Here is a 22,042-nt window from a genome sequence, read left to right as displayed (position 1 = left end):
CTCCTGCCCAAATGTATTGAAAAAAGTGTTGGTGTGAGCTTGCGCCACTTTTTAATCTGGTTGCATTAGCAAAAAGCATAGTTGTTTAGCGTGCAGTGCAAAAAGGCCAAAACTGACTACTGATCTGTCTTTTGTCCTTAATGGAAGGTTAGTGATGAGTGCATCGCATCAAAAGTTGATGGCTATTTTCAGTAGGCTGATGATGGAGTGGATCTAGCATCATTCTGAGGAGAGGTTTACTGTGAAATCTTGGGGTGCATGATGGCGTCTGGCGATGACATCAAACTGAGTTGAGCTTGCGCTAAAAAGTTGACAGCGCGGGCTGCATGCTGCACTTGCTTGCCTAAAGATTTATCCCAGTGGAATGATCATGACTGACAAGAGCCAAACCTATATTTCTTCCCCGTTTCCGCGCCGTCGTTCTGTGGCTGTAGACGTTGGTGGGGTTATTGTTGGCGGCGAAGCGCCTGTCGTTGTTCAGTCCATGACGAACACCGATACCGCAGACATAGATTCAACGGTTGCGCAGGTTTCTGCTTTGGCGCGTGCCGGGTCTGAGCTGGTTCGTATTACTGTTGATCGCGATGAAGCTGCTGCCGCTGTTCCGCGTATCAAAGAGCGTCTGGACCGGATTGGGGTCACTGTTCCGCTGGTTGGGGACTTCCACTATATCGGACACAAGCTGTTGGCAGATCATCCTGATTGTGCTGAAGCGCTTGATAAGTATCGGATCAATCCGGGGAATGTTGGCTTCAAGACCAAAAAAGACAAACAGTTTGGTCAGATCATCGAAATGGCGATGAAGCACAACAAACCGGTTCGAATTGGTGTGAACTGGGGGTCGCTTGACCAAGAGCTGCTGACGCATTTGATGGATAAAAACCAGGAGGAAGGCTCTCCGCTGACAGCGCAACAAGTGATGCGCGAAGCGATTTGCCAATCTGGTCTGTTGTCTGCTCAACGTGCTGAAGAGTTGGGGCTTGGTCGCGACAAGATCATTTTGTCTGCGAAAGTCTCACAGGTTCAGGATTTGATTGCTGTTTATACGGATCTGGCACAGCGTTGCGATTATGCTCTTCACCTTGGTTTGACTGAAGCTGGCATGGGGACAAAAGGCATTGTGGCGTCTTCTGCTTCCATGGGTATTCTGTTGCAGCAGGGCATTGGCGATACTATTCGTATTTCGTTGACACCTGAGCCGGGTGGAGACCGCACGCGTGAAGTTCAAGTTTCTCAGGAGCTGCTTCAGACGATGGGTTTCCGCAGCTTTGTGCCGATTGTTGCTGCTTGTCCGGGGTGTGGACGCACGACCTCTACAGTCTTTCAGGAGTTGGCTCAGGACATTCAGGCGCATATCCGTGAAAGTATGCCGAAGTGGCGTGAACAATATCCAGGTGTTGAGGAACTCAACGTTGCCGTTATGGGCTGCATCGTGAATGGCCCAGGTGAATCCAAGCATGCTGACATTGGTATCTCTTTGCCTGGTACCGGTGAAACACCTGCTGCACCTGTGTTTGTTGATGGTGCTAAAACTGTTACTCTGCGCGGGCCGAACATCGCTGATGAGTTTAAAGTGATGGTTCTTGATTATATCGAGAAACGTTTTGGTACTGGCGTTTCATCTGAACACGAGATTTCCTAGATGTCGCTTGAGCGGTTTGTCAAAAAAGTAGAACATAAAATCAGAGAAAACGCTCCGAAGGAGAAGCCTTCGGTTTTGGTGATCTCTTCGCAGGTTGTCAGCGGTTGCGTTGGCATGCGTAGTGCTGTTTTTGCACTGGAGCGCATGGGCTTTAATGTCTGGATGCTGCCAACTATTGTTCTGCCATGGCATCCGGGACAAGGTGCTGGTGAACGTATCTCGGCCAGTGAAGAAGCCTTCAAGCATATCGTTGAGCAGATTTGCGCCAGTGATCGGTTGAATACTGTGAAGGGCGTTATCTCTGGCTACATGGCAAATGCGGCTCAGGTTTCTGATGTTGCGAAGATTGTGCAGGAAGTGAAGGCTCGCAATGATGATGCGGTCTATCTGTGCGATCCAGTAATTGGTGATAAAGGTGGCCTTTACGTTGCCGAGCCGATTGCTGAAGCTATTCGTGACCAACTGTTGCCGCTTGCTGACGTGATTACGCCAAACCGTTTTGAGCTCGCATGGCTTAGCGGTTTTGGTACTGAAATGGAAAATGAAGCCGTTGCGGCAGCGCGTACACTGCAAGTGGAGCGGACGATCATTACATCGTCGCCAGCAATCCGACGTAACTCCATCTCCAATTTGTTGGTTGGACCGCGTGGTAGCCTCGCGATTGAGCACGCTGAAGTGCAGGGCGCACCGCATGGCACTGGTGACTTGTTGGCAGCGCTTTATCTGGCTCGCCGTTTGAGTGGACAAAGCGATGAAGAGGCATTGAAGAAAGCAACAGCTTCAACGTTTGAGCTGGTTGCGCGCTCTGTCAAAGTTGGTTCGGATGATTTGCTTTATGCTGAACACCAAGATCCGCTTATCCAGCCGATGGCGCTTGTGAATACCCGCCGGGTGGTTGAGGCACCTGAACGTGCCTGAAGCCGTGGCTGTTGATCCGGTCTGTGTGGCTGGGGTTGACGGTTGCAAAGCAGGTTGGGTTGCTGTTTTTCGCTGGGTTGGCTCAAACCGTGCATCTGAAGTGCAGATCTTTCCTCATTTTGCAGATTTGCTGGCCTCTGAACATGAACCGCGTAAGATTGCGGTTGATATGCCGATTGGATTGCCGCAGAGGATTGGCAGCAATGGTCGTGGACCTGAGAAGGCGGTTCGCCCTCTTTTAGGTATGCGACAGTCAACGGTGTTTTCCATTCCCGCCCGGGCTGCAATCTATTGTGAGGATTATCGCGAGGCTTGTTCTGCTGCGCTGGCGCATTCAACACCACCTAAAAAAGTATCCAAGCAAGCGTTCCATATCTTCCCAAAAATTAGAGAGATTGATCAGCTTATGACGCCTGAGTTGGAAACACGGGTGTATGAAGTTCATCCTGAGGTGGCATTCTGGCGCTTAAACGGGCAGGAGCCTATTGCTATTCCTAAGAAGGTCAAGGGAAGCAGCTATCCTGCGGGCTTGGATGCGCGTAGGGACTTGCTTGTGCAGTTTGGCTTTGTGGCGAACTTTCTGGACCAGAAACCACCCAAAGGTGCTGCTCGGGATGACTTGATGGATGCTGCTGTGAATGCCGTTATCGCGGAGCGACTATTGAATGGCGATGCGGAGCCTTTCCCAACTGACTTTGGGCGAGATGAACGTGGTTTGCGTATGGCGATCTGGGCTTAGGTTTCGTCAGGCTCACGGCTTGCCAGTACATCTAAGCGTGGTTCATGACCAACTCTCTTGAAGCTTTTGAAGCCTTGCTCTTCCAGAAGATTTTTGAGCATGTTTGGATCGGACCATCTGACATCTCTCTCATAGAAAATTGACTGAACTCGAGGAAAGAAGCTTGTCTTGATGAGCTCTTTTATTACGGTCTCTTCGTGCCCTTCGGCATTGAGTTTGACCACGATGTCGATTTCATCAGTGATCATCTCGTCTAACTGCTGGGCAGATATGGTTTGAATCTCTTCTGTTTTTTCGTCTGAATGCACGGTGTTTTGGCTGAGGGATGCGCCGCCGCTATGGGTTTTACTGAGGAAGATCTTAGCTTGGCCTGTGTGATCAGACACTGCTGCTTGCACTGTCTTTATGCGAGATGCGGCAAGGTTAAGCTCGATGTTTTGCTCAAGCAGTTGGAATGTGTTGGCGACGGGCTCGAAAGCTATGACTTGCTGGCAGTTTGTATTTTGAGCGGCAAGCAGGCTGAAGAGGCCTTGATTTGCGCCGATATCCAGCATGATGAAGGGCTTTTCGTAGTCTACAAGATAGCTGGTGAGGAATGTGCCATAGCCACCTTCGCAGCACGTGCGGAATGTGGCATCGAAGACATTGGGGGTGAGTTCAACACCATACCTTGTCAGGATGCCGGAGGAGAGGCCTAGTCGCACGCCCCAAGACATTGGAATGTATTTAATGTAGTAGCCTAGCAGGCCGCGCAGATGGCGCCGTTCGTTGATGTACGCTTTGCTGTGGTACTTTCCAAAGAAGGTTTTTGAGCCTGGCATCTGCCTAACCTGACTTGTTGATCTTCGTTGAGACCAACGTACATAAGTCAGGCTAGGTTTCGATTAACGCAAAGTCACAATTGCGGTTTGATGCGTGGTGCAGGGGCGGCTGGGTATGGATTTACGACCTCTGCAACGACTTTTTTCTCTTCGCCGATACGGCTGTTAGAGAACAGGGATGTGAAGTAGCTGAAAGCGCGTTCTGATTCAGAGGCTTTCTGTGGTGCTGGGGATGGCTCTTCAGCTGCTAGTGCCAGAACTTTTGCTGCTTCTACATTTACAGGTGTTGCGTTTGGTGCCTCTGCTTTTGCAACATCAGTTGTTGAGGTGCCACCAAAGAATGCTGCAATCTTTTCTTTGCGAATTTTACTGTTTTCCATAGCGATCTGGATCTCAGCAGTCTCGCGTGCATCCCGAGTTTGCTTTTCTGCGACTGCCACTGCGATGTGCTCAGGCACTGTGTAGGCAGGGCAAGCACCCCGTGCGTTGAATTTGGTGCCACGTGTATCTGCCTTCGCGTTGAAGACATATTCCTTTTCGCAGACTTCAATGGAAGGAGGGCGTTTGGTGACTTCAAAGTGGTCATAACCACGCTTCAGCATCCGCCAGAATTCATAATGCTCGGAACTGGCGTTCTTCGCCATGTTGTCCGGTGTCATGCGGAATGGGAAGGCCTGGACCTGAAACTTTCTCTGACCACCAAGGAAGCTATCACGGCCAAGAGAGTAGATATCTGCAATCTGTTCGTCCGTCATGGCGTAGCAACCACGAGAAGAGCAGGCGCCATGGACCATCAAGTTTGAGCCGGTGCGATCATGAGCACGGTCAAACTTGTTTGGGAAACCAAGGTTGAATGCGAGATAGTAAGAGGAAAACGGATTCATCAGGCCCGGTGTGACTTCGTAGAAGCCTTCTGGTGCCTGTCGGTCGCCTTCCTTGAGCTTTGGGCCGAGTTTGCCGGACCATTTGCAGATCTCGTAGGTTTCTAGCAAAGCATACTGGCCTGATTTGGTCTGTTTCCAGATCTCTAATTCAGACTCCTGCTTGAACAGACGAACCATGATTGGAGACTTGAGCTCCATGTCCTTGGATTTCATTCTGTTGGAAAGGCTTTTGCTCACAGGTTGCTGGTGCTTCTCAGCGCCAAACTCTGTTCCCTGACAAGCTGCTAGCGTTAAAGCCAGCGCAAGCGCTGCAGCACGCTTTACGTTCTTGCCAGTCTCTCCCTGAAACACTCTAATCATGTGCTTGACCCACCATGCTGGGGCTAGTTTGCCCAAACCCCAATCTCGACTCGATACTAAGACTATCTGGGTTAAGGTTGATCGAATCTTACCACAGATCATTCTCTCTGAGATTGAGGGGTATTCCCCAAGATGCACTTTCCCCCGAGTTTGATTGGATCAAACAAAAAAGGCATTAGATATACTTCTGATGCCTTTTATAAAAAATTTAGTGGATACCCACAATAAATCGTAGGTTCGAATCAGCCGAGTTCACGACCTATGCGTAAGAACTTCTCGCGACGGTGCTTCTTGAGCTCGTCTGCAGACTGACCAGCCATCTTACTCAGAGCGGTTTCAATCGAGTTGCCAGCGCGGTCAATTACGATTTCTTTTGCGCGGTGAGCACCACCGATTGGTTCTTTGATGATTTCATCAATGACGCGGAAGCTGGAAAGGTCTTCTGCGGTGATCTTCATGTTGGTCGCCGCGTCTTGTGCACGGGTGCTGTCGCGCCACAAAATGGATGCGCCTGCTTCCGGAGAGATCACGGAATAGATGGAGTGTTCCATCATTGCTACGTGGTTGGTGGTTGCAATTGCAATCGCACCGCCAGAACCACCTTCACCAATAACGATGGAGATGTTTGGAACACCAAGGCCGAGGCACATGTCAGTTGAGCGTGCGATCGCTTCTGCCTGACCGCGCTCTTCAGCGCCGATCCCTGGGTATGCACCTGCAGTGTCCACAAAAGAGACAACAGGGATGTTGAAACGATCTGCCAGTTCCATGATGCGAACGGCTTTACGGTAACCTTCCGGACGTGCCATGCCGAAGTTATGCTTCAGGCGGCTTTCGGTGTTGTTACCTTTTTCCTGACCAAGAATAGCGACTGACTGTCCACGAAAACGACCAAAGCCTGCAATAATTGCGCAATCCTCGGAGAATTTGCGGTCACCGGCAAGAGGTGTGAAATCTGAGATCAGGGTATTGATGTAGTCCAGTGAATGTGGACGGTCTGGATGGCGAGCCACCAGAGTTTTCTGCCAAGGCGTCAAGCGGGAGTAGATGTCGCTGAGTGCCTGATCTGCTTTTTCCTGAAGACGGGCAATCTCGTCTTCCACATCAACCGCTTCCCCACCTTCAGCCAGGATCTTCAATTCCTGTACTTTACCTTCAAGGTCAGCAACTGGTTTTTCGAATTCGAGGTAACTGCGCATATTGGATATTCACTCGTAACAATCAGCGGGCTTGACCCGCCGACTAAAAGGCGTTGGACCGCGCTATAATTTTGGCGCGACACTGGCGACAGCTGGGTCATCTGTCAAGGCTTTGCATCACAAATGTGGGTGTTTGAACCCCTTCAGACAAGAAGGTTTGGGATTAAAGTGCAAATCCTACCTAGATGCTGTTTTTTTGCGAAGTCCTGACGTTTGCGGCATATTGAGCTCTGCTGCTTCCAAGACAAGTGTGCCTGTGGATGTAGGAATGGAGACCCTATATGGAATGAGAACACCGGTGTTTCCGATCGGTGCGAGCCATGTCTCAATGTTTGCATTCTTAGCCAGATACTGAACAGCCTTTTTTTCTGGGCGGTGTCCAGCAACGGGTTCCCAGCGTGCGGAGCAGACAACTACCGGGCCGGTGTAGCCTTTGCCAGAAACTTCACGGACTTCCTTGAATTTCATATTTATGTTGAAGCGTGCCCAACCATCATAGATTGGCAGCTTGCGATTACATACTGATGGATCAAGCACTTTTGAGCGGGACGGTGCGCGTACAATCGCTGCACTTAACGGGTCCATCGCATTGAGCTTATGCTTGCCTGTGACCTTAACGCGGGTCTTGGAAGGTTTATATTTTGGAGTGACCTGGGTTGTGCGGACATGGCCGGACCCCTGACCGAGATTGACATAGAAGTCTCGGTTGGATGCACGAGAGGCCATGGTGTAAGTGCTTGGCAGAACTTTTGCACCTTTCATCCACCCGGTCGCGTGTGCGCCGCCTTTGCCTGTGGAGAAGAGTGTTCCAATGCCAGCGGGCTCCATGCCCACTTTGGCGGAGTAGGCGTTCTCTCTGAGAATAAGCGAGAAGGAGCCTTTTCCCACAGTGAAGCCTGCATAAGAAATATTGTAGACACCGCCGAGGCGCTCTGTTTTCCCCAATGCAGCTGTGGATAGTGTGCCAAATGAAAGTGCTGCGACGGCTATTACGCTCGATTTGCCAAGAAAATTGCAAACCTTTGAAACTGTTACTCGCACGATACTGTACCTCCGCAGCCGCAGACATTCGCGCCTGACAGCCTGAGAACTCAGGAAACTGAACAAAAAATTCAAACTCATTGAAATATGAAACTACCTAAACATGGTAACACGGTGGTTAAGAGATGTGAGTTTGTTCGAGTTTTGATTGAAAAATGGGCTTCGAACAGGCAAATAGGCAGCAAAGCCTTGACGAATTCTGCTGTACTAATTATAGCAAGCCAACTTTTCCGTACAGGGCCGGAGGTGGTTCCGCGTGGCCGTGGTGTCCGCGACCTGCCGGTTTTAACAGAATGCGCCCAAAAATGAGGGCGCCTACAAATTAAAAGGGTGACCCTCATGGCACGCCGCTGCGAACTTACCGGTAAAGACGTGATGACCGGCAACAACGTGTCTCACGCAAACAACAGAAGCCGTCGTCGCTTCTTGCCAAACCTCTGCAACGTTTCCCTGATGAGCGATACTCTCGGCGAAACCTACAAGCTGCGTATTTCTGCACACGCACTGCGCTCTGTTGAGCACCGTGGTGGTCTGGACGCATTCTTGATGAAAGCTGTAGAAGCTGAGCTTTCTCCAAAAGCACGCCTGCTGCGCACTGAAATCAAGCGTCGCCAGGCAGCTGCTTAATCACATCATTCTTGAAAGGGATTGAGCGTGACTAAGTCGAATACTGCTCGACCACTGGCTCTTGCCATTATGGCAATGACCGCAGTGGTCGTCGCTTCGAACTACCTCGTTCAATTTCCTGTTCAGGGAATGCTCGGGGCTGTTAATCTAGCAGACCTGCTTACTTGGGGTGCTTTCACTTATCCAGTGGCATTCCTCGTAACTGATTTGATTAACCGACAGTTTGGTCCTGCTGCTGCACGCAAGGTTGTGTACGCTGGCTTCGCTGTTGCAGTTGCTCTTTCTATTGTTTTGGCAACACCACGCATTGCAATTGCGTCAGGAAGTGCATTCCTGATTGCCCAGTTGCTGGACGTGACTGTGTTCCATCGTCTTCGTGATGGTCGTTGGTGGAAGGCGCCTGTCGTCTCTTCTACACTCGGCACCATGCTCGATACCGCGCTGTTCTTTAGCCTTGCTTTTGCTGCACAGTTTGCGTTCTTGGGTAATCACGATGCGTTTGCGGTAGAGGTTGCACCGTTGTTCGGTGTGTTTGCTCTGGAAGTTCCTCGTTGGGTTTCCTGGGCGATTGGCGACTTCAGCGTAAAGATCATCGTCGCGATGAGCATGCTTGTTCCATACCGCATCGCTTTGGGAGTAATCGGCGCGGTACCTGCTCCGCAGCGCGGATAAGCTGTTCGTTTGAAGAGAATTTAAAAAGGCATCGGATTTGGTTCCGGTGCCTTTTTTTGTTTTTTGGATTGAATGTGGGTGCAGCTCACAAAGACAGTAGTCGCTTACCTAGGCTTCGGTTTTGGTGCTGGGACGATCTTTGCCTCTTTGGGCGCGCGAACGAATGGCTCTCTGAAAGGTTCGTTATCCGTCAGAATGAAGCGTAGCAGCAAAGTGCGCTGCAGGAATGAGCGGTTGTCATCTGACATGAGGGACAGAACTGTCTCGCCAAAAGCATTCATATGGACGCTCAGAGCTTCCATATTATCAATCTGATAACTGAAATCAGCCGTCAGGAGAGTTTTGCCTGTATGGAGATGGTCTGGCCGCAGGTTGGAGCCATCCAACTGTCTGAGACGCATCCCAAGTCCTTCTGAGAGGTTGAATAAACGCTCCAGGATCAAGAGGTCGCCATTGGGAAGGAAGGCTGCGTCCGTAACATCGTAGTTGCCCTGTTTTCCTATCCAGAATTTCCCCGGGCGCGGGCCTCCGATGATCCATGCTGGTCTGTTGTGCTTGAGAGACTTTCCGCGTTCGGCGATAGTTATGATGGCGCCGGAGAGTGGAGAATTGGGAGGGGCAACGGCAACAGATTCAAGACTCTTGTTCTTTGCCAAGCCTCTGATCTCTTTGGGGATCAGAAGGTGTTTTGCGCGTTCTTCGCCTGTTTTCAGGTTAAGTGGATATGTCATTATCCCACCTTTCCCTTCATGGCTGACGAAAATGCGGGGAGCGTTGGCTGATCCGCCAATGCTTAAGCCTTCTGTGTCGGCTCTGTACGTGCGTTTAAGCTTTCTGCCCTTGCTATCCAGTAGAGTTGCTGTTTCCGCACCCAGCAGCTTGTGAGGCTTTCCTCGGCTGGACTGGGATAGTTCGCCGCGTAGCCAGTGGCCGCGATCTGAGACAGCAATGATGTCAGAGCCATTGTTGAGTGTCAGCAAGCCGGAATAGCCACCGAAGCGACCGTTTGAGCTGCTTAGCTCCAGACCACCGAGAAACATGAGGGGGCCGTATTGCTCTGCTCGGGTGCCAGAGAACTTGAAGCGATTGATTTCCTTGGAGCGAACTTTCATTGGCTGAAAGCCGCTCTGCTGTGCGGTGCTCTCGCTGAAAGGCAAAGAAGCAGCGACTGCGGTTGTTACCGCTGCCGCTGCTCCTGTTAGCAAAATGCGTCGTGTTAATTTCATCGGCGTCCGTGACGTCTACCGCGATCCTGACCGCTGTTTTCATCAAACAAATCAGCAAGCTGATCAGTCATCGCGCCAGCCAGTTCTTCTGCATCCACAATTGTTACCGCACGTTTATAGTAGCGGGTCACGTCATGGCCGATACCAATTGCGATCAGCTCGACCGGCGATCTGTTTTCGATCTCAGCAATCACGCTGCGCAGATGTTTCTCCAGATAATTTCCTGGGTTCACTGAAAGCGTGCAGTCATCTACCGGTGCACCATCGGAGATCATCATCAGAATGCGGCGGCGTTCCGGGCGTGCAAGCAAACGCTTGTGTGCCCAGTCCAGAGCCTCTCCGTCGATGTTTTCCTTCAGCAGGCCTTCGCGCATCATCAGGCCGAGATTGCGTTTGGCGCGGCGCCAAGGGGCATCTGCGGACTTGTAGATGATGTGGCGCAGATCGTTCAAACGTCCCGGGTTAGACGGTTTGCCATCCTTGAGCCATGCTTCGCGGGACTGACCGCCTTTCCACGCTTTGGTGGTAAATCCGAGGATCTCCACCTTCACGCCGCAACGCTCAAGCGTGCGGGCTAGGATGTCGGCACATGTGGCGGCCACTGTAATAGGGCGACCACGCATGGAGCCGGAATTGTCGATCACCAGAGTTACAACAGTATCGCGGAACTCAGTGTCGTTTTCCCATTTGAACGCAAGCGGTTGTAGCGGATCTATGACCACGCGATGGAGGCGGGCACTGTCAATGATGCCTTCTTCCAGATCGAAGTCCCATGACCGGCTTTGTTGTGCCATCAGCTTACGTTGCAGGCGGTTGGCTAGGCGGGATACTGCGCCAGATAGAGAGGCCAACTGCTTATCGAGGAAGCCGCGGAGACGATCCAGTTCTTCCTGATCGCAGAGGTCCTCTGCTGCAATGATCTCGTCGAAAGCCTGTGTGAAGATGTGATAGGCATCGGCAGACGGCTGATTGCTGAAAGGATGGTCCCGGCGTTCCTGTTCGCCCGGCTCTTCAGCCTGATCGGACATATCCTCTTCGGAAATATCCTGCATCTCACTGTCGACGCCTTCGGTTTCGCCGCTTTCCTGCTCTTCGCCGGAAAGCTCCATCTCTTCAGGAGCGCCTTCCTGATCACCCTGATCTTCCTGCATGTCACCAGAGGTATCGGAGCGATCCTCCTGATCCTGCTGGCTTTCGTCGTTGTTCTCGTCGTCGTCCTCTGGTTCTTCTCCCAGCTCGTCAGCCATATCGAGTGAAGTGAGAAGATCACGCATCTGCTTAGCGAATGCGATCTGGTCATCCATGCGGGTGACGAGTTTGTTCAGATCGTGATCAGCTTTTTCTTCAACGAAGGGTCTCCAGAGATCCACCATGCGCTGTGCGCTTTTGGGAATCTCGCGGCCCGTCAGGCGTTCGCGTACCAACAGAGCGATAGCGTCCTGCATCGGAGCTTCGTCTTTGGTGGTGACTTCTGCGAAGTTGGCTTTGAAGTAACGGTCCTCGAGCATGGCGTCGATGTTGTCGCCAGCGCCCGGCATACGGACAGCGCCAAGGGCTTCAACGCGGGCTTGCTCGACCGAATTGAAGATAGCGCGTGCGTTTTCGCCTTGAGGAATGTGCTTGGTGTGAACAGCTGGATCATGACAAACAAGGCGCAGAGCCATAGAGTCGCCCAACCCGCGGGTAACGGCGACTTCTTCCTTTGTCATCGTGCGGGAAGGTTCCGGCAGACGGATGCGTCCGCTGGTCATTCCCGGTTTATCCGGCGAAAAAACAACCTCCAGCTCAGGCTCGCCCGCGATGGCTCTAACTGTAGAGCCCATCGCTTGCTTGAATGGCTGGCTGGCAGGTTTGTTCTTGGCTGAGGAGTTGCTGGTACCTGCCATGTAACTCCCCTTAACTCATGACGATGTTTGCCGCTGATTCAGGAAGATCTTCCCCGAAACAACGCTGGTAGAACTCAGAGACCAGCGCTTGCTCGGTATCGTCACACTTGTTCAAGAAGGTCAGGCGGAATGAGAAGCCGATATCACCAAAGATTTCAGCGTTTTCTGACCATGTGATCACTGTACGTGGGCTCATCACAGTGGAGAGCTCGCCGTTCATGAAAGCGCTTCGGGTCATGTCTGCGACACGAACCATCTTGGAGACGATGGAACGGCCTTCTGCACCACTGTAGTGCGGAGATTTCGCCAAAACGATCTCTACCTCATTGTCATGAGGCAAGTAGTTCAGTGTGGTCACGATAGACCAGCGGTCCATCTGGCCCTGGTTGATCTGTTGTGTACCGTGGTAAAGGCCGGATGTATCACCAAGACCGACGGTGTTCGCGGTTGCGAACAGGCGGAATGCCGGGTGCGGATTGATCACGCGGTTCTGATCGAGGAGGGTCAAACGCCCGGAAACCTCAAGAACACGCTGGATCACGAACATCACGTCTGGACGGCCTGCGTCGTATTCATCGAATACAAGCGCTACGTTGTTTTGAAGAGCCCAAGGAAGAATGCCGTCCTTGAACTCGGTAACGGTGTGACCGTCCTTCACAACAATTGCGTCTTTACCAACAAGGTCGATACGAGAGATGTGGCTGTCGAGGTTTACGCGCACACAAGGCCAGTTCAGGCGGGCTGCGACTTGCTCGATGTGGGTTGATTTACCAGTCCCATGGTAACCGGAGACCATCACACGGCGGTTTTTTGCAAAACCTGCCAGGATTGCGAGAGTTGTTGCGCGATCAAATAGATAGTCTGGATCTACATCTGGAACATGTTCGTTTGGTTCAGCGAAGGCTTGCACTTCCATGTCGCTGTCGATGCCAAATACTTCACGTACAGAGATTGTTTCGGTCGGCAGGGTTTGAGCGGTTTGCATCGTATCTATCATTTTTCCTCCGCGGCCCCACGTCGAAATCGGGGTAATGAAAATCTAAAAAATTCTAAGAGATCCGGGAACTGGTCAAACGTCTGACCTAGCAATAACCGGATTTCTTGAGCACGTTGTAGGCCTGAATAATCTCGCGCAAGCGGTCTTCCGAAGAGCGGTCGCCACCATTGGCATCAGGGTGATGAATCTTTACCAGCTCTTTATAGCGAGTTTTTATCTCGGCGCCACGGGCGGTTACCCGAAGGTTCAATGTTTCAAATGACCTTTTCTCAAGTGCCAGCACCTTACGTTGCGGTTCCTGAGGTTGGCTGCGTGCTCCGGTGGCACCTGCGAAGAAGTTGTGCGGGTCGTTGACGTCTTCGCCACCGATGTTTGTGCGGCTTCCATCGCGGGCATTTGCGGCGTCTGCCTGCGAATTTACGCCCATTTTCCAGGTTGGGCGATGTCCTGTCATACTGTCGCGCTGGTAGCTGCGAACAGAGTCATCGTCCATGCCGGAAAAGTAATTATACGATTTATTGTAGGCCTTTACGTGGTCTACGCAAAAATGAAAGTACTGGCCTTCCCGATCGCGACCTTTCGGTGCTTTATGGGTGCCGGGCTGGTCGCAACCGTCCCATTCGCACTTTGGGCCTTTTGAGCTTGTGGTGCGTTCTTTGCCGGGTTTTACGCGAATGCTGTCGAAAATGGAGGATGCTTGCTTCATTTTTCGGTTTTCAGTTGCCTTGCGATTGGGTTAGCACCTGCCATAAAGCAGGTAGCCGACATAAATAGAAAAAAGTGACCCTGTTAGGCAAGGCCTTGACGACGGTTTCCTACGTGAGAGATATAGAAAACATGAGCACAAGAGACATCATGATCACTAAACTGGAAGCCGCGTTTAAGCCGCAGCTTCTTGAAGTCACCGACGAATCCGAGAGTCACCGCGGTCACGGCGGCTGGCGCGAGGGTGGACAAACCCACTTCCGGATCAAGATCATATCCACAGCCTTTGAGGGTATGTCCCGCGTCGCTATGCATCGTGCAGTAAACGAATGCGTGGCTGAGGAGATCGCCGGAGGCATTCACGCGCTTGCCATTGAAGCCAAATCTCACACGTAATTGGTTCTTACAGTAATTGGTACATTGGCACAGCTAAATCAATGCGGCAAATGGCTAGTACGTTGCAGGTGCACGTGTTTTACCCGTTTGCGTTGTTATGTGCGTTGATTTGAGCGCTTTACGATAATTTTGCGTTCTTTAAGGGACTGCAGAAAAGGAAATGGGCCCGGCTGGGCCCATTTTTATTTGCCGACTTTTTTGGCATCCTGAAGCGGGTTGAGTGCCATCATGCGCAGGCGCGTGATGCGGTTCTTTTCCCGGCTCAGGACGGTAAAGCGGAACCCGTGGAAGGTGAAGATCTGACGTTCCTCGGGGATCATTTTTGCTTCGTGAATAACGAGACCGGCGATGGTGGTTGCTTCGTCGTCTGGCAAATTCCAATCGGTCGCTCTGTTGAGGTCGCGAATCGGTACGGAGCCTTCCACGATCACGGAACCATCTGCTTGTGGCTTGAGGCCGGGCAGTTCGATGTCGTGTTCGTCTGCAATCTCACCGACGATCTCTTCCAGAATGTCTTCCAGCGTGACGAGGCCCATCACTTCGCCGTACTCGTCTACCACGAGAGCGAAGTGGGTTTTGCGCTTCAGGAAGGCGTTGAGCTGGTTCTGGAGGCTGGTGGTGTCCGGTACGAACCAAAGCGGGCTCATGACCTTCTCCAGCTCGAACTTCGCCATATCGCCTTTGAGGTTCGCGATTGCGCGCAGAACATCCTTGGCATGGAGCAGGCCGACCATATTGTCGGGATCATCACGCCATAGCGGAATACGGGTGAACGGGCTGGCCAGTACTTCTTCCACCAATTCTTCTGGTGGCAGGTCGGCGTTGAGCGCGAACAGCTTGGTGCGGTGAACCATCACGTCAGAGACTTCAAGCTCTGCCAGATCCAGCAGGCCACCAATGCGGTCTTTGTCCGCTTTGATCAGGCCGCCTTCTTTGTGCTGAAGGTCCAGTGTGCCGCGCAGCTCTTCGTGTGCTGACAGGACTGCAGTGGAGTCATCAATACGAATGCCGAAGATGCGAAGGACGAGGCGTACAATTACCTCGATGGCCGCAACGATTGGACCAAAGACAATCACCAGGACGCGAACAACAGGTGCAACGCTGAGTGCGAATTTTTCTGCGTTTGCGATCGCCCATGTTTTTGGCAGCACTTCAGAGAAGATCAGGACCAGGAGAGTCATGACCAGTGTTGCGTAGGCGACGCCTGCGTCTCCGAAGAGCTTCAGGAACAAGGATGTTGCGAGTGCTGAGGCCAGAATGTTGACAAGGTTGTTGCCGAGCAGCAGTGCGCCGATGAGACGCTCTCTGAACTCGATCAATCTTGCAACAATAAGCGCTCTTCTATTACCGGATTTGACCAACGCGTGCATACGGGCGCGTGATGCTGCTGTCAGGGCAGTTTCTGACCCGGAAAAAAAGCCCGAAAGGACGAGCAAAATTACAATAGCGACAACGGAAGCCCAAAAAGCGTAGTCCGTCATTTGCCGAGTTTCTCCTCAAGAAACGCGCGGAGGGGTTCCGCGCTTACAGTTTTATCGACATAGGAAGTGCCGATGCCTTTTGTAAGGATAAAAGTGAGCTGACCACGACTTACTTTTTTGTCCTGAGCAATCAGGTCCATAAAAGTGTCGATTGGTGGGAGCTGACCGGGGATCTGATCAATGCGTGTAGGCAGACCGACGGCTTCCAAATGTGTGATGACACGCTTGGCATCTTCTGCCGGGCACAGGCCAAGCTGCTCAGAAAATTCATGGGCCAGTACCATGCCGATGGAAACGCCTTCTCCGTGCACTAATCGTTCAGTCTCATAGGCAACAGCACCTTCCAGCGAATGGCCGAAGGTGTGACCGAGATTGAGCAGTGCGCGGTTGCCGGATTCCAGCTCGTCTGCTGCAACAACAGCTGCTTTGGCGCGACAGGAATGGGCGACTGCGTGTTCTCGTTCGGGCCCACCAGCGAAGATACCTTCCCAATTGGCTTCCAGCCATTCGAAGAAGTCCGGATCATTGATCAGGCCGTATTTGGCAACTTCTGCATAGCCAGCGCGGAAATCGCGGGGGCTGAGCGTGTCCAGAACCGATGTATCTGCCAGCACCAGAGCAGGCTGATGAAATACACCGAGCAGGTTTTTGCCATGGCGGGAGTTGATGCCGGTTTTGCCGCCGACAGAGCTGTCGACCTGTGCGAGCAGGGTGGTTGGGATCTGTACGAACTTCATGCCACGGCGAACGACGCCAGAGACGAAGCCGGAAAGGTCACCGACAACGCCGCCACCCAAGGCAACAACAGCATCGCCGCGCTCGAGGCGCAGGGCGAGGATATCATCGCAGAGGCGCTCGAAGATTTCGAAGCGTTTGGTTTTTTCGCCTGCAGGTACAACAAGTGTGCTGAACTCAACACCTGCGGACTGGAAGCTTTCTTCCAGCGCCTTTAGGTGGAGTTTTTTGACAGTCTCATCTGTGATGATGACCGTTTTGGCGCCTGGGAGGCGGTTGGAGATTTCTTCTCCAGCGCGTTTGATCAGGTTGCGGCCAATGAGGATTGGATAGCTACGGTCGCCCAGATCAACATTGACGACTGTGGCGTTATTCTCTTCTGTCACTTTCCAACCTCGTTATTTTCAGATGCCTCATCAGAGAGAGGCGGTAGTCCTTTTTCCAGAGCGATCAGGATTTCTTCCATAACTGCTTCATGGGTCACATCACGTGACCAGATTGCCATGTCCGCTTCTTCATAGATCGGATAGCGCTCATCCATCAGCTTTTGCATGGTTGCCTCAGGATCCGCAGTTTGCAGCAATGGTCGGGTAGGGCGCTTGCGCACGCGGGTCATGATGACAGACAGCTCAGCCTTCATCCAGATGGAGATGCCCTTTTCCTTGATGCGGGATCGTGTCTCTTCATTGATGAAGGCACCGCCGCCTGTTGCGAGAACTTGTGGTCCTTCGTCCAGGAGACGTGCAATGACACGCTTTTCACCTTGCCGGAAATAGCTTTCACCGTGTTCAGCGAATATCTCTGAGATAGAACGATCTGCTGCTTTTTCAATCTCTGAGTCTGCATCAATAAAATTGAGAGCGAGATATTGGGCCAAACGGCGGCCTACTGTGGATTTGCCACAGCCCATAATGCCAACAAGTACAATTGGCTTATTGCCGAGGCGCTTCAAAATATTTTGCTGTCGTTGACGTTTTTTGTCTGACTTTGTGTCGTTTGCAGTCACGCCACGCCCTCGCCGATTCATCTACTCTTACTTACGCTTTGACATTATCACACTGTGTCCTGTCAAGGTTCTAGAACAAGAGTGTTTGCTAGCATTTAACTGCTAATTTTCTACAGAAACCATTGGTGCGCCTTCACAGGCTTGGAGGATATCGCAAAATACGCGGTACACTGGATGCCTTCGGGTTGAACCTTCACAGTGAAACGGTCTATTTTTGATTGTGAAGTATACTGCTACACCCCACCATCTGCGGGTGATTTAGGGGTATCCAGATTTATACGGGAGCATCCGGTTCTGCCATGCCAACATTGATGCGATTGCTGTCTATCATAGGTTTGATCGTTACTGGCGCTGTGCTGAGCATGTATCTGCTTGTCAGCTACGTTGAGCCGGAGCCACGCGAAATTATCGTCGAAATCCAAAAGGAAGGCTTCGAATAGGCTTTTTATGCGTCGAACTCTTGAGACTGAACGCTTTTTTGAAATGTTAAGCGTTGAGCGCGTCAGTGCGTTCAATACGTTGGAAAGCTACCGAACTGACCTGGAAGATTTTGATAGTTTCCTGAGTACGCAAGGTGTGGATCTGCTGGCTGTGCAGGTCACGGATGTACGTGCATATCTCTCTGACCTTACTGATCGCGGGTTTGCTGCCTCCTCCCAGGCACGGCGTCTTTCTGCTCTTCGGCAGTTCTTTCAGTTTTGTTATGCCGAGGATATTCGCGACGATGACCCGACGCGAACTGTTGCTTCTCCGCGCAAAGCCACCACTCTTCCGGGGGTTTTGAGTGAGGAAGAGGTGGACCGCCTGATCGGCAAGGCAGAACAGCTGGCTACTATCACGCATGATAGTGACGCAAAGCAGATCAGAGCGGCACGTGTCTACACACTGCTGGAAGTGCTTTATGCGACGGGCCTGCGTGTTTCTGAACTTGTGTCCTTACCAGTGTCAGCGGCGATACGTGACAGTCGTCTTATCACCGTGAAGGGGAAGGGTGGTAAGGAGCGGGCTGTTCCGCTGTCTCCCCGTTCACAAAAGGCCATGGTTGAGTATGTGCGGCTGCGTGCGGCGGTTGGCGCCTATGCCGACAGTGTGTGGCTGTTTCCCTCTCACGGAGAGAGCGGACACTTTACGCGTCAGGCGTTTGGGCGAGATTTGAAGGCACTTGCGTTGGAAGCGGATATTGACCGCAACAAGGTTTCTCCGCACGTGCTCCGTCACGCCTTTGCATCGCACCTGTTGCAAAACGGTGCTGATCTGCGTGTGGTGCAGCAGCTGCTGGGGCATGCGGACATCTCAACAACGCAGATTTATACCCACGTGCTGGAAGAGCGCCTGCAGAAGCTGGTGGAAGACCATCACCCGCTGGCGTGAGGTCACAAACAACTCAAGACGCATGTGTAGCGTTGGATGAAAGCGCTTAAATTTTGGGGAAGAGAAGAGTGGTGCCCCCGGCCAGACTCGAACTGGCACTTCCGAAGAAATCGGATTTTGAATCCGACGCGTCTACCAGTTCCGCCACGGGGGCAACGGTTGGTAAGGGCGGAATATATCGAGATGGGGTGCGACGTCAATATTTTGATTCAGCTAACCACAGCATTTGTCAGCCTATACTTATATATATTTACGGGGGAAAAGAGCGGTGAGGTCATATTTCCACCCATAATCCTGTGATTGCTGCTGATGATTGAGGTAGGACTCCAGCGTGGGGCTGCTATTGAATGTTACCGCATTGTGAAATGAACTGTATTCTTCACCTGAATGATCGATTGTTTGGAGCACTGCTGACTTATGCTGCGTCGCCTTTATGACTGGACCCTTTCTCTTGCTGCCGGACCGCGTGCACCCCATGCGCTGAGCGCAGTCGCTTTTGCTGAGAGCTCTGTCTTTCCGCTTCCGCCGGATCTGTTGCTTATTCCTATGTGTGTGAGTAAGCGCCATCGGGCCTGGTTTTATGCTGCGCTTTGCACTGTTGCCTCTGTACTGGGCGGTTTGCTGGGGTATCTTATTGGCGCTGTGTTGTTTGAAGAAGTTGCGAAACCGATCCTCGCGTTTTACGGCTACATGGATAAGTTTGACCAGTTCAAGCAAATCTTTGAGGACTGGGGCTGGTGGTTTGTGTTTATCGCTGGTTTGACGCCCTTTCCGTACAAAGTAATTACTATTGCGAGTGGCGTTTTTGCTCTGAATCTTCCAGTGTTCATCGTGGCGAGCATCGTCTCCCGTGGAATTCGGTTTTTTGCGGTCGCGGGGCTTTTGTACCTGTTTGGACCTGCTATTCGCGATTTCATCGAAAAGCGGCTGGCACTGATGTTTACCGTGTTTGTGGTGCTGTTGGTTGGTGGGTTTGCTCTGATCAAGTTTCTTTAAAGCGGCTGCCGTCTCTTTGAGAATGGGACAGTTGCTTTAATCTGTTTTGTGGCGCGTGTTCTTTGGAGTGCTGGTTTGGAGTCTCGGGGATGCGCAGGAGAGGTTAACTGGAAATGCTAGGACGCTTTTTTGCGCTGCTTCTGAAAGATCCGCTCACCTCTGGTGCTGCGCTGGTGACACTGGGTAGTGCCACAGCGTTGGCGACCGCGTGGGGTTTTGAGCTTATTGGTGGTTTCAAGCCATGCCCGCTGTGTCTCATTCAGCGTAATCCGTACTACGCGGGTCTGGTGCTGGGTATTCTGGCGCTGATCTTTACCCGGACCGAGAAGCTGCGCTGGGTTTCTGTGCTGGCGCTGCTGGGTGCGGCTGGTGGTTTCCTCTATGGCGGCGGTGTTGGCATCTATCAGGCTGGCGCAGAGTGGGAACTCTGGCTTGGCCCGAATGACTGTGCTGCTGGTGGTAGCATGGAGCTGGGAACCGCTTCCAACATGCTGCAGAGCCTTGCGACCACTAAGGTTGTGAGCTGCTCCGTAGCGCAGTTCCGCATCTTCGGTCTGTCGTTTGCTGGTCTGAATGCGATTTATGCGAGTGCGATGGTCTTCATTACGCTCTGCGGTCTGGTGCTGCCCCGCAAGAGCTGAGGTTTCAGCGCTTTGTTTTGATATGAAAAAAGCCCGGGGCTCTACGCAGCTCCGGGCTTTTTCTTGTCAGTCACAAAGAGAGGGGCTTAACCTTCTTCTTTGTTGTAGCGCTCGATGCTTTCTACGATCAGACGCTTAGCTTCGTCAGCACCGTGAATGCCGGTGATCTTTACCCATTTGTTTGGCTCAAGATCTTTGTAGTGCTCGAAGAAGTGCTCAATCTGCTTGATGGTGATTTCAGGCAGGTCTTCGATGTTGTGTACGGATTCGTAACGACGGGTCAGCTTGCTGCTTGGGACAGCAATGATTTTCTCATCCTGACCGGACTCGTCTTCCATGACCAGAACGCCGATCGGACGGCAGCTCATGACGGCGCCTGGAACGATTGGGCGCTGGTTCACAACAACTACGTCGATTGGATCGCCATCACCGCACAGGGTGTGTGGAACGAAGCCGTAGTTGCCTGGGTAACGCATAGGGGTGTAGAGGAAGCGATCGACGTACATTGCGCCGGATTCTTTTTCCATCTCGTATTTGATCGGCTCACCGCCAACTGGAACTTCAATAATGACATTGACGTCCTCAGGTGGGTTCTTACCGACAGGAATACGATCGATACGCATTTATGTATACTCCAATTTCATTTGCTGCCTGTATTACAGGGGCATCGGCGTGTTGCAAGATATATTTCGCAGTCGAGCTTGCGTAATTCGTTCAAGTAATTTCTGACGAATAACTCTGGGATAAGTGGGTGCTTAATGTTGAAGAATTTTCAGTTCCTCATTGTTGCCATGACCGGAATTTTTATGTGCACCACCGCTCTGGCCGAGAGTGTTTATTCCACGCTGGATTTAAACGAGACATGCGAGCTGCAAGACACCCCCGAAAATGCAGTGGGCTCTGCTGTGTGGATGTGTCAGGGGTATAACGGTATCCCCGTTTACGTGGCTGAGGGTGATTTGCGGTTCTTCGTCAGTTATGGCGAGCAGGCGCGAGTTGAACCTGCGGCGACGCAAGGCCTGAGTCCGTGGAACCGACCTGGCTCCACCATTGAGTGGGTGCTGGAAGGTGGTGAACCCGTGGCGACGATTTTGCGTTGGCACACGGACATTCCGGCGGATGTTGCAGGGGATGATAAAGCGGATGCGGATGGATTTTATCGCGGGCAGGTGCTGGTGATTACTCAGCTGGGGCAGGGCAAGACCTGTCACATCGGCTATGTGGATGCGCGTGCTGCCAAGAACGCTAATAAACTGGCGCGGGATGCTGCCGGGCTTTTGGCTGGGATATGGGATTGTACCAGTCAGCCGAAACTACTTGGAGGTGGTGGCCTGTCCCTTGGTCTCACTGATTAAGACCTAACGGTTTCTCGCAGCGATAAGTTGTAGGGGGAAGCGGTTCGGTTCTCCTTCAGCACTGTGACGAGTGGGTCAACGGGGGGTAGGGGTGAGAGTCTTCACCACAGCTCCACAGAACCGAACCTGCTTGGGCAACAACGATAATTTGGCTGGCATTCGTGGCTCCTCAATGACCCAATTGGGGCGAAATAGAGAAACTACTGTGACAATTTTAGCGTGTACTCTGAATTCTGACGGGGTCCTTTGCCGAGCAAGAAAAGGAGGCTCCCTTGCGTTCTTTCAGGCTTTGCCGCAGGATGGACGGATTATGTGGTAAAATGGGGTTGTCGATGGCTTAGAGC

The 22,042-nt window shown here is 52.0% G+C and carries 23 protein-coding genes and 1 tRNA gene; 11 read left to right on the top strand and 13 right to left on the bottom strand.

Features of this window, described 5'->3' with window-relative positions:
• Positions 1–364: 364 nt before the first annotated feature.
• Genes ispG through BM231_RS00410 form a run of 3 tightly spaced genes read left to right on the top strand, consistent with a single transcriptional unit; the run spans position 365 to position 3,299 of the window.
• The gene (gene ispG, locus BM231_RS00420) at positions 365–1,642 is read left to right on the top strand and encodes a flavodoxin-dependent (E)-4-hydroxy-3-methylbut-2-enyl-diphosphate synthase (protein ID WP_093515932.1); all 1,278 of its coding nucleotides are present in this window, start codon (positions 365–367) and stop codon (positions 1,640–1,642) included.
• Positions 1,643–2,560, top strand: a complete 918-nt coding sequence (pdxY, locus tag BM231_RS00415; RefSeq protein ID WP_063308828.1) for a pyridoxal kinase — start codon at positions 1,643–1,645, stop codon at positions 2,558–2,560.
• The gene (locus BM231_RS00410; RefSeq protein ID WP_093515930.1) at positions 2,553–3,299 is read left to right on the top strand and encodes a DUF429 domain-containing protein; all 747 of its coding nucleotides are present in this window, start codon (positions 2,553–2,555) and stop codon (positions 3,297–3,299) included. The genes pdxY and BM231_RS00410 overlap by 8 nt, the downstream gene beginning before the upstream one ends.
• Here BM231_RS00410 and BM231_RS00405 read toward each other — a convergent pair.
• The 4 genes from BM231_RS00405 to BM231_RS00390 form a co-directional block, all read right to left on the bottom strand.
• Positions 3,296–4,120, bottom strand: coding sequence for an FkbM family methyltransferase (locus BM231_RS00405; RefSeq protein WP_093515928.1), 825 nt, complete (start codon positions 4,118–4,120; stop codon positions 3,296–3,298). The genes BM231_RS00410 and BM231_RS00405 overlap by 4 nt on opposite strands.
• A gap of 74 nt (positions 4,121–4,194) precedes the next feature.
• Positions 4,195–5,364: a L,D-transpeptidase family protein gene (locus BM231_RS00400; RefSeq protein ID WP_093515926.1), complete on the bottom strand. Its 1,170-nt coding sequence runs from the start codon at positions 5,362–5,364 to the stop codon at positions 4,195–4,197.
• A 242-nt stretch (positions 5,365–5,606) separates the two neighbouring features.
• Complete coding sequence (locus BM231_RS00395) at positions 5,607–6,563, bottom strand: acetyl-CoA carboxylase carboxyltransferase subunit alpha (protein WP_093515924.1); 957 nt, start codon at positions 6,561–6,563, stop codon at positions 5,607–5,609.
• A gap of 177 nt (positions 6,564–6,740) precedes the next feature.
• Entirely contained in the window at positions 6,741–7,604 is an 864-nt protein-coding gene (locus tag BM231_RS00390) for a DUF3108 domain-containing protein (protein ID WP_167550254.1), read from the bottom strand.
• Between the two features lie 339 nt (positions 7,605–7,943).
• Between BM231_RS00390 and rpmB the strand changes: the two genes are divergently transcribed.
• Positions 7,944–8,231, top strand: coding sequence for a 50S ribosomal protein L28 (rpmB, locus tag BM231_RS00385; protein ID WP_093515922.1), 288 nt, complete (start codon positions 7,944–7,946; stop codon positions 8,229–8,231).
• Between the two features lie 69 nt (positions 8,232–8,300).
• Complete coding sequence (locus tag BM231_RS00380) at positions 8,301–8,903, top strand: VUT family protein (protein ID WP_093516953.1); 603 nt, start codon at positions 8,301–8,303, stop codon at positions 8,901–8,903.
• A 104-nt stretch (positions 8,904–9,007) separates the two neighbouring features.
• Here BM231_RS00380 and BM231_RS00375 read toward each other — a convergent pair whose 3' ends face one another.
• The 4 genes from BM231_RS00375 to BM231_RS00360 form a co-directional block, all read right to left on the bottom strand.
• Positions 9,008–10,129: an esterase-like activity of phytase family protein gene (locus tag BM231_RS00375; RefSeq protein WP_093515920.1), complete on the bottom strand. Its 1,122-nt coding sequence runs from the start codon at positions 10,127–10,129 to the stop codon at positions 9,008–9,010.
• A complete protein-coding gene (gene cobT, locus BM231_RS00370; RefSeq protein WP_093515918.1) occupies positions 10,126–12,015 on the bottom strand; it encodes a cobaltochelatase subunit CobT in 1,890 nt (629 codons plus the stop codon). Before cobT ends, BM231_RS00375 begins: the two co-directional genes overlap by 4 nt.
• A 10-nt stretch (positions 12,016–12,025) precedes the next feature.
• Entirely contained in the window at positions 12,026–13,012 is a 987-nt protein-coding gene (cobS, locus tag BM231_RS00365) for a cobaltochelatase subunit CobS (RefSeq protein WP_063308821.1), read from the bottom strand.
• A gap of 85 nt (positions 13,013–13,097) precedes the next feature.
• Positions 13,098–13,718, bottom strand: coding sequence for a J domain-containing protein (locus BM231_RS00360; protein ID WP_093515916.1), 621 nt, complete (start codon positions 13,716–13,718; stop codon positions 13,098–13,100).
• Between the two features lie 131 nt (positions 13,719–13,849).
• Here BM231_RS00360 and BM231_RS00355 point away from each other — a divergent pair, with 131 nt between their 5' ends.
• Positions 13,850–14,113 carry a BolA family protein gene (locus BM231_RS00355; RefSeq protein ID WP_057463511.1) on the top strand — a complete coding sequence of 88 codons (264 nt, stop codon included), beginning with the start codon at positions 13,850–13,852 and terminating at the stop codon, positions 14,111–14,113.
• A gap of 182 nt (positions 14,114–14,295) precedes the next feature.
• Here the strand turns inward: BM231_RS00355 and BM231_RS00350 are convergent, their stop codons facing one another.
• Genes BM231_RS00350 through BM231_RS00340 form a run of 3 tightly spaced genes read right to left on the bottom strand, consistent with a single transcriptional unit; the run spans position 14,296 to position 17,335 of the window.
• Positions 14,296–15,594, bottom strand: a complete 1,299-nt coding sequence (locus BM231_RS00350; RefSeq protein ID WP_093515914.1) for an HlyC/CorC family transporter — start codon at positions 15,592–15,594, stop codon at positions 14,296–14,298.
• On the bottom strand, positions 15,591–16,715 hold the full coding sequence (aroB, locus tag BM231_RS00345; protein ID WP_093515912.1) for a 3-dehydroquinate synthase: 1,125 nt from the start codon (positions 16,713–16,715) through the stop codon (positions 15,591–15,593). Before aroB ends, BM231_RS00350 begins: the two co-directional genes overlap by 4 nt.
• Positions 16,712–17,335 carry a shikimate kinase gene (locus tag BM231_RS00340; protein WP_093516951.1) on the bottom strand — a complete coding sequence of 208 codons (624 nt, stop codon included), beginning with the start codon at positions 17,333–17,335 and terminating at the stop codon, positions 16,712–16,714. The genes aroB and BM231_RS00340 overlap by 4 nt, the downstream gene beginning before the upstream one ends.
• Positions 17,336–17,634: 299 nt before the next feature.
• On the opposite strand from BM231_RS00340, the gene BM231_RS27030 reads away from it, so the two are divergent.
• Both BM231_RS27030 and BM231_RS00335 read left to right on the top strand, forming a co-directional pair.
• Positions 17,635–17,775 carry a hypothetical protein gene (locus BM231_RS27030; RefSeq protein WP_167550253.1) on the top strand — a complete coding sequence of 47 codons (141 nt, stop codon included), beginning with the start codon at positions 17,635–17,637 and terminating at the stop codon, positions 17,773–17,775.
• 7 nt (positions 17,776–17,782) lie between these two features.
• Positions 17,783–18,706 carry a site-specific tyrosine recombinase XerD gene (locus tag BM231_RS00335; RefSeq protein WP_093515910.1) on the top strand — a complete coding sequence of 308 codons (924 nt, stop codon included), beginning with the start codon at positions 17,783–17,785 and terminating at the stop codon, positions 18,704–18,706.
• A gap of 69 nt (positions 18,707–18,775) precedes the next feature.
• Here the strand turns inward: BM231_RS00335 and BM231_RS00330 are convergent.
• Positions 18,776–18,860 (bottom strand) — tRNA-Leu (locus tag BM231_RS00330).
• A 263-nt stretch (positions 18,861–19,123) separates the two neighbouring features.
• Between BM231_RS00330 and BM231_RS00325 the strand changes: the two genes are divergently transcribed.
• A complete protein-coding gene (locus tag BM231_RS00325; RefSeq protein WP_093515908.1) occupies positions 19,124–19,702 on the top strand; it encodes a YqaA family protein in 579 nt (192 codons plus the stop codon).
• Positions 19,703–19,815: 113 nt separating this feature from the next.
• Positions 19,816–20,343, top strand: a complete 528-nt coding sequence (locus BM231_RS00320; RefSeq protein ID WP_093515906.1) for a disulfide bond formation protein B — start codon at positions 19,816–19,818, stop codon at positions 20,341–20,343.
• Between the two features lie 86 nt (positions 20,344–20,429).
• Here the strand turns inward: BM231_RS00320 and ppa are convergent, their stop codons facing one another.
• Complete coding sequence (ppa, locus tag BM231_RS00315; RefSeq protein WP_057463505.1) at positions 20,430–20,966, bottom strand: inorganic diphosphatase; 537 nt, start codon at positions 20,964–20,966, stop codon at positions 20,430–20,432.
• A 135-nt stretch (positions 20,967–21,101) separates the two neighbouring features.
• Between ppa and BM231_RS00310 the strand changes: the two genes are divergently transcribed.
• Positions 21,102–21,698, top strand: coding sequence for a hypothetical protein (locus BM231_RS00310; RefSeq protein ID WP_093515904.1), 597 nt, complete (start codon positions 21,102–21,104; stop codon positions 21,696–21,698).
• Positions 21,699–22,042: the final 344 nt, after the last annotated feature.

The sequence above is a fragment of the Pseudovibrio ascidiaceicola genome, assembly GCF_900114245.1.
GTDB classification, from domain to species: domain Bacteria; phylum Pseudomonadota; class Alphaproteobacteria; order Rhizobiales; family Stappiaceae; genus Pseudovibrio; species Pseudovibrio ascidiaceicola.
The sequence above is the reverse complement of the archived record's forward strand: the minus strand, read 5'-3'. Positions and strand labels throughout refer to the sequence as shown.

Excerpts from the sequence above, each read along its gene's own strand:
- ispG (WP_093515932.1), top strand. The coding sequence starts at position 365 with ATGATCATGACTGACAAGAGCCAAACCTATATTTCTTCCCCGTTTCCG.
- pdxY (WP_063308828.1), top strand. The coding sequence starts at position 1,643 with ATGTCGCTTGAGCGGTTTGTCAAAAAAGTAGAACATAAAATCAGAGAA.
- BM231_RS00405 (WP_093515928.1), bottom strand. The coding sequence starts at position 4,120 with ATGCCAGGCTCAAAAACCTTCTTTGGAAAGTACCACAGCAAAGCGTAC.
- BM231_RS00400 (WP_093515926.1), bottom strand. The coding sequence starts at position 5,364 with ATGATTAGAGTGTTTCAGGGAGAGACTGGCAAGAACGTAAAGCGTGCT.
- BM231_RS00395 (WP_093515924.1), bottom strand. The coding sequence starts at position 6,563 with ATGCGCAGTTACCTCGAATTCGAAAAACCAGTTGCTGACCTTGAAGGT.
- rpmB (WP_093515922.1), top strand. The coding sequence starts at position 7,944 with ATGGCACGCCGCTGCGAACTTACCGGTAAAGACGTGATGACCGGCAAC.
- BM231_RS00380 (WP_093516953.1), top strand. The coding sequence starts at position 8,301 with ATGGCAATGACCGCAGTGGTCGTCGCTTCGAACTACCTCGTTCAATTT.
- BM231_RS00375 (WP_093515920.1), bottom strand. The coding sequence starts at position 10,129 with ATGAAATTAACACGACGCATTTTGCTAACAGGAGCAGCGGCAGCGGTA.
- cobT (WP_093515918.1), bottom strand. The coding sequence starts at position 12,015 with ATGGCAGGTACCAGCAACTCCTCAGCCAAGAACAAACCTGCCAGCCAG.
- cobS (WP_063308821.1), bottom strand. The coding sequence starts at position 13,012 with ATGATAGATACGATGCAAACCGCTCAAACCCTGCCGACCGAAACAATC.
- BM231_RS00360 (WP_093515916.1), bottom strand. The coding sequence starts at position 13,718 with ATGAAGCAAGCATCCTCCATTTTCGACAGCATTCGCGTAAAACCCGGC.
- BM231_RS00355 (WP_057463511.1), top strand. The coding sequence starts at position 13,850 with ATGAGCACAAGAGACATCATGATCACTAAACTGGAAGCCGCGTTTAAG.
- BM231_RS00350 (WP_093515914.1), bottom strand. The coding sequence starts at position 15,594 with ATGACGGACTACGCTTTTTGGGCTTCCGTTGTCGCTATTGTAATTTTG.
- BM231_RS27030 (WP_167550253.1), top strand. The coding sequence starts at position 17,635 with ATGCCAACATTGATGCGATTGCTGTCTATCATAGGTTTGATCGTTACT.
- BM231_RS00335 (WP_093515910.1), top strand. The coding sequence starts at position 17,783 with ATGCGTCGAACTCTTGAGACTGAACGCTTTTTTGAAATGTTAAGCGTT.
- BM231_RS00325 (WP_093515908.1), top strand. The coding sequence starts at position 19,124 with ATGCTGCGTCGCCTTTATGACTGGACCCTTTCTCTTGCTGCCGGACCG.
- BM231_RS00320 (WP_093515906.1), top strand. The coding sequence starts at position 19,816 with ATGCTAGGACGCTTTTTTGCGCTGCTTCTGAAAGATCCGCTCACCTCT.
- ppa (WP_057463505.1), bottom strand. The coding sequence starts at position 20,966 with ATGCGTATCGATCGTATTCCTGTCGGTAAGAACCCACCTGAGGACGTC.
- BM231_RS00310 (WP_093515904.1), top strand. The coding sequence starts at position 21,102 with ATGTTGAAGAATTTTCAGTTCCTCATTGTTGCCATGACCGGAATTTTT.